12 protein-coding genes are annotated in these 14,564 nt (G+C 43.8%); 9 read left to right on the forward strand and 3 right to left on the reverse strand.

What is annotated here, in order from left to right; genetic code table 11:
* The first annotated feature begins 72 nt into the window (after positions 1-72).
* Genes GRFL_RS17090 through GRFL_RS17100 form a run of 3 tightly spaced genes read left to right on the forward strand, consistent with a single transcriptional unit; the run spans position 73 to position 3,897 of the window.
* Positions 73-1,932, forward strand: a complete 1,860-nt coding sequence (locus GRFL_RS17090) for a peptidase MATCAP family protein (RefSeq protein ID WP_083645744.1) — start codon at positions 73-75, stop codon at positions 1,930-1,932.
* Positions 1,929-2,975 carry a glutathione synthetase gene (locus tag GRFL_RS17095; protein ID WP_083646248.1) on the forward strand — a complete coding sequence of 349 codons (1,047 nt, stop codon included), beginning with the start codon at positions 1,929-1,931 and terminating at the stop codon, positions 2,973-2,975. The genes GRFL_RS17090 and GRFL_RS17095 overlap by 4 nt, the downstream gene beginning before the upstream one ends.
* Before the next feature lie 10 nt (positions 2,976-2,985).
* The gene (locus GRFL_RS17100) at positions 2,986-3,897 is read left to right on the forward strand and encodes a M14 family metallopeptidase (protein ID WP_083645745.1); all 912 of its coding nucleotides are present in this window, start codon (positions 2,986-2,988) and stop codon (positions 3,895-3,897) included.
* A gap of 52 nt (positions 3,898-3,949) precedes the next feature.
* On the opposite strand, the gene GRFL_RS17105 is transcribed toward GRFL_RS17100, so the two are convergent.
* The 3 genes from GRFL_RS17105 to truA are packed head-to-tail and all read right to left on the reverse strand — an operon-like array spanning position 3,950 to position 7,019.
* A complete protein-coding gene (locus tag GRFL_RS17105; protein WP_083645746.1) occupies positions 3,950-5,086 on the reverse strand; it encodes a lactonase family protein in 1,137 nt (378 codons plus the stop codon).
* A gap of 10 nt (positions 5,087-5,096) precedes the next feature.
* Entirely contained in the window at positions 5,097-6,176 is a 1,080-nt protein-coding gene (gene corA / locus GRFL_RS17110) for a magnesium/cobalt transporter CorA (protein ID WP_083645747.1), read from the reverse strand.
* Positions 6,177-6,230: 54 nt separating this feature from the next.
* Positions 6,231-7,019, reverse strand: coding sequence for a tRNA pseudouridine(38-40) synthase TruA (gene truA, locus GRFL_RS17115; RefSeq protein ID WP_083645748.1), 789 nt, complete (start codon positions 7,017-7,019; stop codon positions 6,231-6,233).
* Between the two features lie 116 nt (positions 7,020-7,135).
* On the opposite strand from truA, the gene GRFL_RS17120 reads away from it, so the two are divergent.
* From GRFL_RS17120 to GRFL_RS17145, 6 genes are read left to right on the forward strand one after another with little or no spacing between them, the layout of a single operon-like run.
* Positions 7,136-8,206 carry a DUF3616 domain-containing protein gene (locus GRFL_RS17120; RefSeq protein ID WP_083645749.1) on the forward strand — a complete coding sequence of 357 codons (1,071 nt, stop codon included), beginning with the start codon at positions 7,136-7,138 and terminating at the stop codon, positions 8,204-8,206.
* A gap of 58 nt (positions 8,207-8,264) precedes the next feature.
* Complete coding sequence (locus GRFL_RS17125) at positions 8,265-10,103, forward strand: DUF4139 domain-containing protein (RefSeq protein ID WP_083645750.1); 1,839 nt, start codon at positions 8,265-8,267, stop codon at positions 10,101-10,103.
* A 53-nt stretch (positions 10,104-10,156) separates the two neighbouring features.
* Positions 10,157-12,313 (forward strand): S9 family peptidase, encoded by a 2,157-nt coding sequence (locus GRFL_RS17130; protein WP_083645751.1) that lies wholly within the window; start codon positions 10,157-10,159, stop codon positions 12,311-12,313.
* Between the two features lie 28 nt (positions 12,314-12,341).
* Entirely contained in the window at positions 12,342-13,220 is an 879-nt protein-coding gene (locus GRFL_RS17135) for a tetratricopeptide repeat protein (RefSeq protein ID WP_083645752.1), read from the forward strand.
* A 6-nt stretch (positions 13,221-13,226) separates the two neighbouring features.
* Positions 13,227-13,715, forward strand: a complete 489-nt coding sequence (locus GRFL_RS17140; RefSeq protein ID WP_083645753.1) for a GyrI-like domain-containing protein — start codon at positions 13,227-13,229, stop codon at positions 13,713-13,715.
* Positions 13,712-14,536, forward strand: coding sequence for a DUF1853 family protein (locus tag GRFL_RS17145; protein ID WP_083645754.1), 825 nt, complete (start codon positions 13,712-13,714; stop codon positions 14,534-14,536). The genes GRFL_RS17140 and GRFL_RS17145 overlap by 4 nt, the downstream gene beginning before the upstream one ends.
* Positions 14,537-14,564: the final 28 nt, after the last annotated feature.

Consider the following 14,564-nt stretch of genomic DNA (forward strand, 5'->3'; position numbering starts at 1 on the left):
ACTTTAAATTCCATCAACCAAAAAAACAATGATTTTCGGGAGTTTACCCGTGCACAAGATTTATTAGACCACATGCAAGAGATCAAAAATCTATCAGCTAAGTCCATAAATCACATTCTCGATACTCTGGATAGCCTGGAAGAGGAAAAGGAAATTAGCTGCGCACTACCGGGAAACGGATTTTTACATATTGAAAAGGAACTGCCTTATTTGGCAATCTATCGCCGTAAGCGCGACGATCGCGGTACCAGAAGATTTATTTTAAGTGAGGCTTCTTACCTGGTGATTGGAACGGAACAGTTTGAGAATTATCAGAAACTGATTTACGCCCTTTCCGATCGCAATTCGACCAAGTTCAAATCCTACCTGTTATTCGAAATTTATTCAGGAGAAGTTTCCTCATTTAAATTCCGAATTAAAGGCCCGGATAAACGTTTGCCTTCGACCTTAAAAACACTGAAGGAAAACCTGCTCGCTGTCAACGAAGAATTTTCAGGCATTTACCTGGACGCAGAAATTTCAGATTCTTCTGAAAGACAAGCTCCAGCTGATTCCGCCTTAATGAGCATCGAGGAGGCAAAAAACTGCGGAGCGGTTATGGTAGGGCTGGAAATTCCGCCGGTGTACCGCGATGAACACAATAAGTTATACCCGGTTTTCTTCCGCGGCTTTAAAGATTACCTCATCAATGCGATGCACCGTTGCTTTTTTGAATTTATCAGGGTTCAAACTTCCAGCGGCGTGGCGAGCTATAATGCCCTTGGAAGAAAGTACTTAAAACAGATCATTTTTGATATTGATAAGCAGCTTACGAATATTGAAACGTCTTACCAGTTTTTATGGCTGGTATCGCCTTCCAATATCAGGGAAATCAAAAATGAGTTTTTTAATAGCAAATTTGAGAAGGTTCCAGATTATCATTATCGGCTTTTACCCATAGATCCGGATGTATTGAAAAGACGTCTTTACAACCTGAAACTGGAAGATATAGACGATCCGGCCATGTCATTCCTCTTCCGGGAAAAACGGGAAGAACTGGATATGCAAATCACCATGCTCAGTGAACGGGGAACGAAAAATTTCATGTACGATGGCATCAGGCTTTACAAAGGGATTGATCATGATCTATGTGAAGCAGCCACCAATATCCTCACCAAAGTCCCGGAAGAGAATGACCGGGAAGGCGAAGATCTCCTGGATGCAAGAGCCTTTAGCAGTATGGCTCGCAAGGAATTTGACTATTTCAGGGAACAGGATGAAAACTTTAAATGCAAGGTGCATATCCGGAATGATGTGAATGTGATGATGGTATCGCATGGCGAACTTTATATTCCTGCTGATTATAAAATGAAGCGAATTGAAGCCGAAGCGCTGATTCAGCATGAAGTTGGAACCCATGTCCTGACGTATTATAATGGAAAAACTCAACCGCTTCAGCAATTGAGTATTGGCCTGGCAGATTATGATCCGCTCCAGGAAGGACTTGCTGTAATGTCTGAATTCATGGTAGACGGTTTGACGGCCAATAGGCTTCGGATTCTCGCCGGAAGAGTTCTTGCAGGAAAAGCCCTGATGGAAGGCGGCGATTTTCAGCAAATTTTTCGGCTTCTGAAAACCGAATATGGTTTTGGAGATGAACGAGCTTTCAATATCACTTCCCGCATTATGCAGGGAGGCGGTTTCCTGAAAGACATCATTTACCTGAAAGGCCTGGTCATGCTCAAAAAACACCTCCGTGAGGGAGGTGATTATGAACCTTTGCTGGCCGGGAAATACGGTATCAAACATACCGAAATCATTAAAGAACTAACCGAGCGCCATGTGCTGAATCCTGTGAAAATAAAACCCAGTTTTCTGCACAGCGAGAAAATGTATGAAAAATTAAAATTAATCAGGCAGGGACTTAGTCTGCCACAAATGGTATGCAAATGAAAATATGTTTTGTTTTAAACGATATAGAGAATGAATCCAGTGGTACTTCGGTAGCACTCATGACGATGGCGCATCAGCGGGGCCACGAAGTTTTCGCGATGGGAGTTGGAGATTTTACTTTTCATCACGATGCGCCGATCAGTATCAACGCCACGCAGGTTCCGAAAGATACTAAGACGAAATCTCCGTCTAAATACCTGGAAGCTTTACAGGGAAGTAAGGCCCGCAAGAAGAAGATCGATTCGACCAGCCTGGACGTGGTATTTATCCGTAACAACCCAACAGAAGAAAAAGGGCGCCAATGGGCGGAACAGGCCGGGGTTGCCTTCGGAAGAATGGTGCAACAACAAGGAGTGATGGTGTTGAACGACGCTTATGCTTTGTCTCATGCGTTTATTGACAAACTGTATTTTGAAGAACTTCCGCAGGAGATCAAGCCAGATTCCATCATCACACGTGATAAGGATCAATTGCTCGATTTCTGGGAAAAGCAGAACAAGAAAATGGTGTTGAAACCACTGGAAGGTTCCGGCGGACAGGATGTTTTCCTCATCGATAAAAACGAGAAAAATGTGAACCAGATCATCGATCACCTGAGTTCACAAGGCTATGTGATCGCCCAGGAATTTCTTCCGGCGGTCAAAGATGGTGATGTGCGCGTCTTGTTACTAAATGGAAAAGTCATGGAAAAAGATGGAAAAAAGGCGATTATCCGTAGAGTAAGCGGGGAAGGTGAATTCCGAAGCAATTTCAAATTAGGTGCTACCGCTGATAGCAGCGACCTTACTCCCGCCATGCAGAAAATCGTTAATCTCACGGCACCCAAACTCATTCGCGATGGACTCTTTTTTGTAGGGCTTGATATTGTTAAAGACAAGCTAATCGAGATCAACGTGTTAAGTCCTGGTGGGATGGAACGCTTTAAAGATATTGGCCTGCCTCCTTTTACTGATTATGTGATCGAGGCCATTGAGCGCAAACTGGAATACAAAAAACAATACGCCGGTACTCTATCCAACAGAACGCTGGCAACAATGGATTAAAACGGAAACAATGAACGAGGAATTGAAGGAAGAGATCCCGAGGATCATCGGGGAATACAGCTCGGGGAAAAAGGGCTCGCTGTTGTTTGTAACCGGTGGAATCCACGGAAATGAGCCCAGCGGAATCAAGGCTTTAGAACGGGTTTTCAAAGAACTAAATAAGACCAAACCGGAAATTAAAGGTAAAATTCTGGGAGTGGCTGGAAATAAAAAAGCGCTGAACAAGAATCAGCGTTATATTAATGAAGACCTGAATCGCACCTGGACACAGGAAAATATCGATCGCGGCGGAAGAGACACCCACGAGACCAAAGAAATGTTTGACATTATCAGGATTTTGGATCAGTATTCAGAAGAAGATTTTACTAAAAGATATTTCTTAGACTGTCATACCACCTCTTCTGCCAGCCTGCCTTATGTTTCGGTACAGGTGGTAAACGATAACGATGAATGGGCGCACCGCTTCCCTACTTACATCATCAGGGGTTTTAGCGATATCATTACCGGCGATATTGACCATTATTTGAGTAGAACGGGAATGACCGGTTTTGTTTTTGAAGCTGGACAACATACTGATGTTCGCTCGGTGGAGAACCATGAAGGTGTCATCTGGCTGGCACTTCGCGAAGCCTGTGAACTGGACCTGGAAAAAATTTCAACCTATCCGGAATGTGTTGACCGTTTTGCTAAGAAAAATGCCCCACCTCAGAAAACATTTGAGATCATTTACCGTCATGGACTCGATGAGGGAGATGTTTTTGAAATGCAGGATGGTTATGAGAATTTTCAGAAAATCAAGAAAGGTGAATTACTAGCGACACAAAATGGTCAAGCCGTAAAAAGCGATTGGGATGCGTACATTTTTATGCCCCTCTACCAGTCACAGGGAAATGATGGCTTTTTTGTAGTAAAAGAAGTCTAAAAGTTGGTTTCAAAGAAAAAATCCCGGCCTCAGGACCGGGATTTTTTTGATGCTATTTTAAAAACTCGATACAAACCGGCGTTTTTACCGGGAAAATTTCCGGGAAAATTTTCAGCTTTCCGGTTTCTTCATCAATTTTATAACTGGTAATATTACCGGTATCCTGGCTGGCAGCATAGAGAAACTTTCCGTAGGGAGAAATGGCAAAATTGCGTGGTGTTTCTCCGGCGATCGGCACATAATCTATGGGGCTCAATTTTCCGGTTTCGACATCAATTCTGAAGATGGCAATGCTATTATGCCCGCGGTTGGAAGCATATAAGAATTTACCATTTGGATGCATATGAATATCAGCTCCGGAATTTTTTCTACTGAAATCTTTTGGCAGCGAGCTCAGGGTTTGTACTAAATTCAAACTCCCGTCATTCGACACTTCAAAAACTGAAACACTGCTGTTCAATTCATTGGCACTATAAGCAAAACTTCCATTTTTGGCAAAACTCAAATGTCGCGGTCCGGAACCTTTTGGAAGTTCCACAAAAGGCTGAACGTGTGGCGATAATTTTCCCTCCTGCACATCAAAATCATAGATCCAGATCTTATCGTGTCCAAGATCTGCAATGTAAGCGGTTCTATTGTCCCCGCTAATTTTTACGGAATGCGTGTGGGCACCTTCCGGATCATCGATGTCTACCTGTTGGGAAACCTCCAGTTCTCCGTTTTCCGTAATTTTATAAAGCATCACCACCCCTCCAAGATAGTTGCTCACAAAGGCATATTTATTAGACCTGTCAACAGTAACATGACAGGGCGCCAGGCCGTTTGTTGCTACTTTACTGATCTGTTGAAGCCCACCATCGGGCTGAATGGCATAGGAATAAGCAAATCCGGTCTCGCCTTCTCCCGGTCCCAGTTCGCTAACTGCAAAAAGATACTTCCCTGCCCGTCCTGCTTTTACGAAAGAAGGATTGGTCACTTCAGCAACCGTTCTTTTAAATTGTAAACTGCCGGTGTTGGGATCCTGGTTGAGGAGATAAATTCCGTTTGCTTTACCATCTACGTGGCCTTCCTTCTGGGTATAGGTTCCAATATAAACCTTGTTTACTGAATCCTTTGGCTGAAAACGGCTTTCCTGTGCGTTCAAATTCATCAACATCAGTATAAAAAGTGTGGAAACTGTTTTTTTCATGTATTTTGATTTAGAGCCATTTTTTGCGCTTGAAGTAATAGAGCATCCCTATAAAAATGATGATCATGACACCCCAAAGTACAAAATAGCTGTACTTCCATTGTAGTTCGGGAATATATTCAAAATTCATTCCGTAGATCCCTGCGATAAATGTTAGCGGTATGAAAATACTGGCCATAATGGTCAAAACTTTCATTACCTCATTCATTTTATTGCTGATGGTGGTCATATACATATCCATAAGCCCCCAGATCATTTCCCGGTAAATTTCAATATTTTCTGAGATCTGAACGATGTGATCATACAGGTCCCGGATGTAATTATTGGTTTTTTCCTCGATTAGGTCACTTTCGATTTTTTCGAGCCGTCCAATCACTTCCCGAAGTGGAAAGACCGCCCGGCGAATTCGCAGGATATTGCGTTTGAGCTCCTGGATTTCCAGGGTAATATCATCACTTGGCTGCGTGGTGAACAGCGTTTCTTCCAGCGCCTCGATGCGATCGCTCATATCGTCTATCACCAGGAAGTAATTGTCTATGATAGCATCCAGCAGGGCGAACATCAGGTAATCAGCAGAACGGGAACGAATTCTTCCCTTTCCGGTCTCTATGCGTTCCCGAACGGGATCAAAAACATCGCCATTAGCCTCCTGAAAGGTGAGCACATAGTTTTTTCCCACAATCATACTGATATGCTCATTTTCGATCTCTCCGTCTTTATAATAGAGCATCTGAGCGACGATGAACAAATAATCCTGATATTCTTCAATTTTCGGGCGCTGACCGGTATTTACGATGTCTTCCATCACCAGCGGGTGCAATTCGTAATATTCTCCCAGCTTCTCAATCTCCTCCACATTATTGAGTCCGTCGATATTGAACCAAGTAATTCGGTCTTCATCTACAAATTTGAAAGCATCCTGAGGGCTTTTGGACTGGAACCTTTCATACTGCTCCTGATTGTAATCTATAACATCCAGGCTGGTTTCAACAGATTCCTTGTTTCCAACGTAGGTAAGTGTTCCCGGGATCTGGTTAAGAGATTTACTGTGTTTTGGCCTTCGAAGCAAATGCCTCTTGCGTTTCGCCATGTTAGGTTGTTTTTATAAAAATAGCAGAATTTTTTATCCCGAATACAGGAATTCTTACTCAAATTCCATTTTATTGAGGATGAGGCCGGAAGCCGGCGCAATATAATCCATCTGATGTTCCGGGGTATTCTCAAGCAAACTGTTCCTGATATCTTCCAGGCTTAGTTCTCCCCTACCCAGCAACACCATGGCACCCATCATCAGTCTTACCTGGTGGCGTAAAAATCCGGCTCCATGAATATGGAAAACGAAGGATTGCTGCGGAAAAAAATTGGCCGTATACAGGGTATTCTCCACAATTTCAGATCTTAGGATGGTTCTTTCAAAAGTGCTTTTTTCTGAAACCCTGACCGAATAATTTCGGAAATGATGCCTGCCTTCAAACAGTTTCGCGCCCGCTTTCATCTTTTCAATATCCAGGTCTTCCTGAAAATTGGCCATAAATGGCGCACAAAACGGATGGTATTTTTTTCCGAAGCAGAAGAGATATGCATATTCCTTCATTTTAGAATGCTGGATAATATTGAAATTCGCATCAACTTCCTCGATGTGCAAAGCCCGGATGTCCTGCGGAAGATTTTTATTGAAGAGTTCCAGGAAATCGTCCAAATTCGAAAGTGGTTCGTGGTCTACAAACAGCTCAAAGGCCGATTCTCCCGCGGATACCATCGCATCTGTACGACTCGTACCAAGGATCTTGTACTTGGTTTCCGGAATGACCCACTTCAGCGTTTTGGTGATCAGCCCTTCCACGGTTTTAACAGCTGGCTGTTTTTGCCACCCGTGCAGGCGATAGCCTAAATATTGAATTTTCAGAAAATAATAAAAGCGTTTCCTATGCAAACTTTTTTTGGCAAAGATATTTAATCTCTAAAACTAGACTTTCACATAAGTTTAGAATATGGAATAAACCCGGCTTCAATAATTTCAATTAAATTATCCATGCTAAAAAAACTACTATGAAACCCAACAGGAAAGATCCTTCCCACAAATGCCTCATCCAGTTCCATAAAGGCTTTTCGAACCTGGAAGACCTGCGTTCCGAAATTTCAAGTTGCCTGGTCACTGAAAAGAATTTGTGGCTCAGTTATGACGAAGATGCCGGTATCGAGCGACTTACAGCAACCGAAAAAGGCTATGGCTACCACAAACATTATGAACTTACAGATTTTTTTGATCTTCCGAACAGTGACGGAGAGGCCGATATGGAAGCGCTTGCCTATGCCGAGCCCTACCTCTGGTTCTGCGGAAGCATGAGCCTGAAACGCAATTCCCCGGATCCTGAAGACAGCCTGGAAGAACAACTCGATGACCTTTCTGATGTAGCGCTGGATGAAAACCGGTTCAGCCTTGGCTGCATTCCATGCATCAAAAAAAACGGCTCCTACGAATTGCTGAAAGAAGCGGAATATCAAGGAAAGACCATTAAACCCCTGATGCTCCGCGGCGGCACCAAAAGCACCGAGTTGCATAATGCCCTGATGCGCGATGAACACCTTGAACGGTTCATGATGATTCCCTGCAAAGACAATGGTTTTGACATTGAAGGCCTCGCAGTTGAAAATGGCCGGATCTTCATTGGTCTTCGGGGTCCTGTTCTGAATGGCTACGCGATCATACTGGAAATTGGCTGCAAGGAATTTGATGGAGAATTACTATTGACCAAACGCGATGGGGAAGACAAATTATACCGGAAACACTTTCTGGATCTCCGCGGAATGGGAATCAGGGAACTCAACATCGACAAGAAAGGAGACCTGTATCTCTTGGCCGGGCCAACGATGGATCTCGACGGAACCATCAGTATTTATCGGGTTAAAAACGGCCTGCCAGATGAACACGGCAGCGTGATCCATAAACCTGAAAGGCTGTTCGATGTTGCCCGCGGAGCAGAACTGGAACACGGCGCTGACAAAGCCGAAGGAATGGCCTTTATTGAGGGTGGACATATCCTCATAACCTATGATTCACCGGTGGAGGAACGCTTTGAAGGTAAAAATGGAGTCTGGATGGATTGCTATGATCTCTGAAATTTTAGTATTTTTCATAATCTAATTAAAAACCTGACCATACTAACCTGATACAATTATGAAAAAATTCCTGTTTCTGCCATTTCTATTATTGGCGGCACTGACCTGTGGTGCACAAAATGTAGCTGAAAAAAAAGTCGCTTCCGAAATTAAATCGGTTACTGTTTTTCTCAACGGAGCCCAGATAAACCGGGAAGCTGCTTCCTCAATTTCCGCCGGAACCAGTGTTGTTAGCTTTGATAAACTTTCGCCTTTCATCGATGAAAAAAGTATACAGGTACAGGCTGAAGGAGATTTTACAGTCTTATCCGTTATGCATTCCCTGGATTACCTGAACAAGGAAAAGCGAAATGACAGTTTACAGAACGCGCTGAAAACAGTGAACACCGAAGTCGCTTCTAAAAATGCCAGACTGGAAGTGCTGAATGAGAAAGAAAGCTTGCTGGACAAGAATAAAGACCTCAGCGGAGATAACAACGCTGCGAACCTAACCCAATTGAAACAGGCAATCGACTTTTACGATCGGGAACTTACTGCAATTAAAGAAGATTTCCAGCAAACTCAGAAAGAGATCGAGATGCTTCTGAAGCAAAAAGCGTTACTGGAAAAAGAATTGGCCAATGTTTCGGCGATTCAGGATTTGCCCTCCGGAAAAATTTCAGTCAAAATAGAATCTGATCGCAGTACTTCGGCAAACTTTAAAGTTTCCTATGTGGTCAAAAATGCCGGCTGGTACCCCAATTATGACCTGCGCGCGAAAAACACCTCTGATCCGGTTCAGTTAAAATATAAAGCAAACGTTTACCAGAATACCGGCAACGACTGGAATAATGTAAAATTAAAACTCTCCAGCGGGAATCCGAACCAAAACGGCACCGCTCCAGAGATGGAAACCTGGTACCTGAACTATCCTCGCAACACCATTTACGCTGCCCAAAGCAGGTTTATTCCCGGCAGGAATATCAGCTCCGTAAGCGGTACGGTCATCGATGAATATGGTGATCCGGTTCCGGGTGTGAACGTCATGGTCAAAGGCACAACTATTGGCGCTTCTACTGATTTTGACGGAAAATACGAGATCAGCGTACCATCCAGGAGCCAGTTTTTGGTCTTTAGCTTTGTAGGCTTTAAAACGGAAGAACGTCCCATCATCAACGAGCACATCAATGTGGTGATGACAGAAGATGCCAATTCTCTCGATGAAGTCGTGTTAATAGGATATGGCGTAAAAGGTGCCCGGGTGGAAAAAAGTCCGTCCAGGGAGATCAAGACCACCGCGGTAGAAACCAATACCACCGTAGAATTTGAAGTTGAAAAACCTTATAGCATTCCTTCTAACGGGGAAAAACTTACCGTAAATCTTGCCGATTATGAGATCGATGCTTCCTATGAATATTATACAGTGCCAAAACTGGAAGAAAAGGCGTATCTCATCGCGAAGATCACCAACTGGCAGGATTACAATTTGCTGGAAGGAGAAACCAGTTTGTTTTACGAAAACACCTATGTGGGTAAAACCGTCCTCGATGCCGGGATGCTTAGCGATACGCTAAGTGTTTCCCTGGGGCAGGATTCGAATATCAGTATAGATCGGGAAAAAATAGACCAGTTCTCTTCCAAGAAATTCATTGGGAGCAATAAGGTAGACAGCCGGGAATTCAGTATCAATATCAGGAATCGAAAGTCTGAAGCGGTGACGATACATGTGAGCGATCAGGTTCCCGTAGCGGCGATCAGTGCCATCGAAGTAAAAGCATTGGAACTTTCCGGCGGAAAACTAAACGAAAAGACCGGTGAAGTAAACTGGGTAATACGCCTGGATCCGGGAACTCAGAAAGAACTGAAATTGCAGTACGAAGTGAAATATCCAAAATCTGAACGCGTGCAACTGGAATAATCTGGCATTCCCTGACCGATTTCTTATCTTGCTACCTAAATCAACAAAACATCATGAAAAGATCCCTGCTAATTAGTACAATTTGTCTTTCCCTGGGCTTTGGTTCGTTTGCCCAGACCGGTAAAGATTCGGTAACACTGAAAGAATATCAGCGAGCTACAGAATTCCTGAGCTATAACACCTATCCCAAGGTGAAGAACGCCCGGGTAAGCGCTCGCTGGATAGATGAGGACTCTTTCTGGTACCAGGCAGATGGAGAAAATTCCGAAGAATACGTGCTGGTGAATGCCAAAAATGGTAAAAAACAAACAGCTTCTTCCAAAGAAGCATTGCTTAAAAACCCTGATAATATCACACAGGAACGAAATTACAGCCGTACTGAAGTGGTTTCTCCCAACGGTAAAAAGGTCGTTTTCATCAAAGATTGGAATCTTTATGTTCGCGACCTGGAGACCGGCGAGGAAAAACAGCTTACGGAAGATGGTGAAAAGAACTTTGGTTATGCTACAGATAATGCCGGCTGGAGAAAAAGTGACAGACCAATCGTTCTCTGGTCACCAGATTCTGAAAAAATTGCCACTTTCAAACAGGATCAACGCCACGTGAGCGACATGTACCTGGTAGATACTAAAGTTGGCGAACCAGAGTTGCAGGAATGGAAGTACCCGTTACCAACAGATGAGGAGATCATCAAGATCCATCGTGTGATCATCGATGTGGAAAACGCTGAGGTGATCAACCTGAAAGTCCCTGCAGATCCGCGCCGGGGAACTTTGTGTGACGACATCAGCTGCTCCGGTGGTTTTGATGACAATGAATGGAGCGCAGATTCAGAGCAGCTGGCATTTGTATCTTCTTCCAGAGACCACAAAACTGCCAAACTTCGAATTGCTGATGCCGAGACCGGTGAGGTTCGTGACGTGCTGGAAGAAACCGTAGCCACGCAGTATGAATCTGGCCAGGGCAGTATTAACTGGCGATTTTTACCAGATTCTGATGAAATCATCTGGTATTCGGAAAAAGACAATTGGGGGCACCTGTATCTATACGATTCAGAAACCGGTAAACTGAAGAACCAGATCACCAAAGGAGATTTTGTGGTGACCGCTTTGTTGAAGGTGGATGAGAAATCCCGAAAGTTGTATTTCCTGGCAAACGGAAGAGAAGATGGTCGCGATCCCTACTTCAACCATTTCTACAGCGTGAAATTCAACGGTTCCGGACTAAAACTTCTTACTCCGGAAGACGGGAATCACACCATAAGCATTTCTCCTGAAGGGGAATATTTTATAGACAATTTTTCGCAACCAAACGTGCCCAATCAGGCCGTTTTGCGCTCCATGAAAGGAAAACTGATTTCCAAACTGGAAAGAGCAGATGTCACTGGTCTGGAAAATGCCGGTTGGAAAGCTCCAACCCCAATTACTGTAAAATCTCGGAATGGAAAATGGGATTTGTATGGGCTGATGTTTACCCCTACCAATCTGGATGAAAACAAGAAATATCCTGTAGTTAATTATATATATCCAGGACCTCAGGGAGGTGGCGTAGGTTCTCGTTCCTTCCGTCCATCAAGAAGCGACCACCAGGCGCTGGCAGAGCTGGGGTTTGTGGTAGTGATTATCGATGGGACCTGTAATCCAGGACGATCCAAAGATTTCCACGATGCCTGCTACGGAAATATGGCCGATAACACCCTGGAAGACCAGATTTCTGGAATCAGGCAACTGGCGGAAAAATATCCTTATATGGATCTGGATCACGTAGGGATCTGGGGACATTCAGGTGGTGGTTTCGCCACTGCTGCAGCAATGTTTCGTTACCCGGAATTCTATAAAGTGGGTATTTCCGAATCTGGAAACCACGATAACCGAAATTATGAAGACGATTGGGGTGAGCGGTACATCGGTTTATTAGATGGCGACAATTACGAAAAACAGGCGAACCAGAATTTTGCAGAGAATCTTCAGGGGAAACTATTGCTGGCACATGGAGCGGTAGACGATAATGTTCCTCCTTACAACACTTACCTGGTTGTAGATGCCCTCATCAAGGCCAATAAAGATTTTGATCTTATCATTTTCCCGCATGCCAGACACGGTTACGGCCAGGATTCGTATTACATGATGCGCCGTCGCTGGGATTATTTTGTAGAAAATTTGATGGGTGCCAAGCATCCGAAGAACTTTGAGATCAATCCCAAAAAATAAATTTTAATCATCAATCAATATCATCATTATGGAAATAAGAATCTCCATCATCACCTTCTTACTGCTCAGCATCACGGCATTTGCCCAGGAAAACAACAAGGAACTGGTAACAATGTACAAAAAGGATCAGGCTTCCAGGATGAACGGCCCGATAGATTGGGCCGTCCTGAGCCGGGAAGACAGCATTCGGCGTGCATCCGTAGACCGAATGATCGAAGAAGGTAAAGTGAAGACCGCACAGGATTTTTACCATGCCGCGATGATCTATCAACACGGTAACGATACTATCGCCTCCGGAAAGGCGGTCCAATACATGAAGAAAGCAGTGGAGATGGATCCCTCTACCAATAAATGGCTGCTCGCTGCTGCCATTGATCGCGATCTTATGAGGAAAGGCGAACCGCAAATCTATGGCACGCAATTTCTAAAAAATGGTATGAACGAGCCGTATATTCAGTACGAAATAGATAGCACGCAGGTTTCAGATGCACAACGCCAGGACTATGGTGTGCCTACACTGGCTCAGCAAAAAATTCAGTTGGAAAGGATGAACCAGAAAAAGCTGGCCGCGATGCTTTCAGATAAAAAAGTAGAAGATATCGCAGTTTTTATTCAGGATCATTACGAGGATGAAAATTCCGAATATGACCTTTCAGAAATGGGCATCAATTCTTTTGGTTACCAGCTTATGGCCATGAACCGTAACGAAGATGCGCTGATCATTCTCAAACTCAACACTGAATTGTATCCCAAAGGAGCGAATACCTGGGATAGTTTAGGAGAAATTTATCAAAATTTGGGAAAAACTCAACAAAGTATCAGGGCCTATAAAAAATCATTGGAGCTAAACCCCGAGAATGATCATGCGCGAAAAATGATCCAGGAACAGCAAAATTCAGAAGATTAGAAAAGCATGGGCGAACCTGAAATTAAAAAGACTTCAGCTATAAAACTGGTAGGAATCAAGGTTGCTACCAGTCTGGCTGCTGATAAGACCAGTCTATTATGGCAACGATTTATGAAGTTGCGCGGTGGGATCAAAAATGCCAGTTCCAAAGATCTGTATTCAGTACAGGTGTATGGAAAGAATTTCATGACCGGCGATTTTGATACCGATTCTATTTTTGAAAAATGGGCTGGAATGTCGGTTACCGATCATGACACGAGCTATAAAATTTTGGAAAACCTGGTTATTCCGGAAGGGCTCTACGCGGTTTTTACGCATCATGGGACAGCTAAAAAATTTGCCGACACTTCTAAGTATATTTTTGAAAATTGGCTTCCGGCATCGGAATACCGCCTGGCAAACCGCCCGCATTTTGAAGTTCTGGGCAGCACCTACAAAGGCCCCGAAAATCCCGATTCAGAAGAGCAAATCTGGATCCCGATCGAAGAAAAATGAGCGAACTGGAAGATCAGTTTTTAGGTTTTTGCCGAACCCCAGACATTCGAAAGCTTGAAAGCCCTCGCTCCTACCCGGTCTTTGAATTTCCGAAGATCACCATGAACGAAAATATTCGGAGAGAATTGAAGCAAATGCCTTCAAAGGGCACTTCCATTTTAGGAAAAAGGATGGAAGCTTTCTTCAAAATTGCCATCAGTCAATCTGAAAGGTATCATTTACTCGCCCACAGTATCCAGGTGATTGAAGGAAAAAGAACGCTTGGAGAACTGGATTTCCTTCTTCGCGACACCGAAAATGGTAAAATCCTGCATGTAGAGCTGGTTTACAAACTATATCTCTACGATCCCGGTTTTGCATCGGAAAATGACCGGTGGATCGGCCCTAAACGCAAAGATCGTTATTCGTATAAAATTCAGAAACTAACTAAAAACCAGTTTCCGTTGCTGCATCATCCTGCGACCGCAACATACCTGGAAAGATTGGGGATTGATCCCGCGCAAGTCGAGCAGCAGCTTTGCTTTAAAGCACAGTTATTTGCACAGCCTGCGCAATTACAAGAAGACTTTCAGGTGAATGAAAATTGCCTTATTGGGCATTGGATCATTTATGCGGAATTTCTCTCCGGAGATTATGAAAATTGCCAGTTTGTAAGTCCGCCGAAAGTTAGTTGGAGCGCTGGACCAGATTCCGGAAGCCACTGGAAATCATTTACTGAAATTCAGAAAACTATAGATAGATTATTTTCCGAAGGCCAGGTTCCCCTACTCTGGATGAAAAATTCTTCAGATTACTCCAGCTTTTTCGTGGTGAACTGGTAAATTTGAAAGCTGTAGCAATTCCGTTACC

It is taken from the genome of Christiangramia flava JLT2011, from assembly GCF_001951155.1.
Classification (GTDB): domain Bacteria; phylum Bacteroidota; class Bacteroidia; order Flavobacteriales; family Flavobacteriaceae; genus Christiangramia; species Christiangramia flava.

Bases quoted from the DNA above. Each gene is read 5' to 3' on its own strand.
- GRFL_RS17095 (WP_083646248.1), top strand. From the start codon at position 1,929: ATGAAAATATGTTTTGTTTTAAACGATATAGAGAATGAATCCAGTGGT.
- GRFL_RS17100 (WP_083645745.1), top strand. From the start codon at position 2,986: ATGAACGAGGAATTGAAGGAAGAGATCCCGAGGATCATCGGGGAATAC.
- corA (WP_083645747.1), bottom strand. From the start codon at position 6,176: ATGGCGAAACGCAAGAGGCATTTGCTTCGAAGGCCAAAACACAGTAAA.
- GRFL_RS17120 (WP_083645749.1), top strand. From the start codon at position 7,136: ATGAAACCCAACAGGAAAGATCCTTCCCACAAATGCCTCATCCAGTTC.
- GRFL_RS17125 (WP_083645750.1), top strand. From the start codon at position 8,265: ATGAAAAAATTCCTGTTTCTGCCATTTCTATTATTGGCGGCACTGACC.
- GRFL_RS17135 (WP_083645752.1), top strand. From the start codon at position 12,342: ATGGAAATAAGAATCTCCATCATCACCTTCTTACTGCTCAGCATCACG.
- GRFL_RS17140 (WP_083645753.1), top strand. From the start codon at position 13,227: ATGGGCGAACCTGAAATTAAAAAGACTTCAGCTATAAAACTGGTAGGA.
- GRFL_RS17105 (WP_083645746.1), bottom strand. From the start codon at position 5,086: ATGAAAAAAACAGTTTCCACACTTTTTATACTGATGTTGATGAATTTG.
- GRFL_RS17090 (WP_083645744.1), top strand. From the start codon at position 73: ATGCAAGAGATCAAAAATCTATCAGCTAAGTCCATAAATCACATTCTC.
- GRFL_RS17130 (WP_083645751.1), top strand. From the start codon at position 10,157: ATGAAAAGATCCCTGCTAATTAGTACAATTTGTCTTTCCCTGGGCTTT.
- GRFL_RS17145 (WP_083645754.1), top strand. From the start codon at position 13,712: ATGAGCGAACTGGAAGATCAGTTTTTAGGTTTTTGCCGAACCCCAGAC.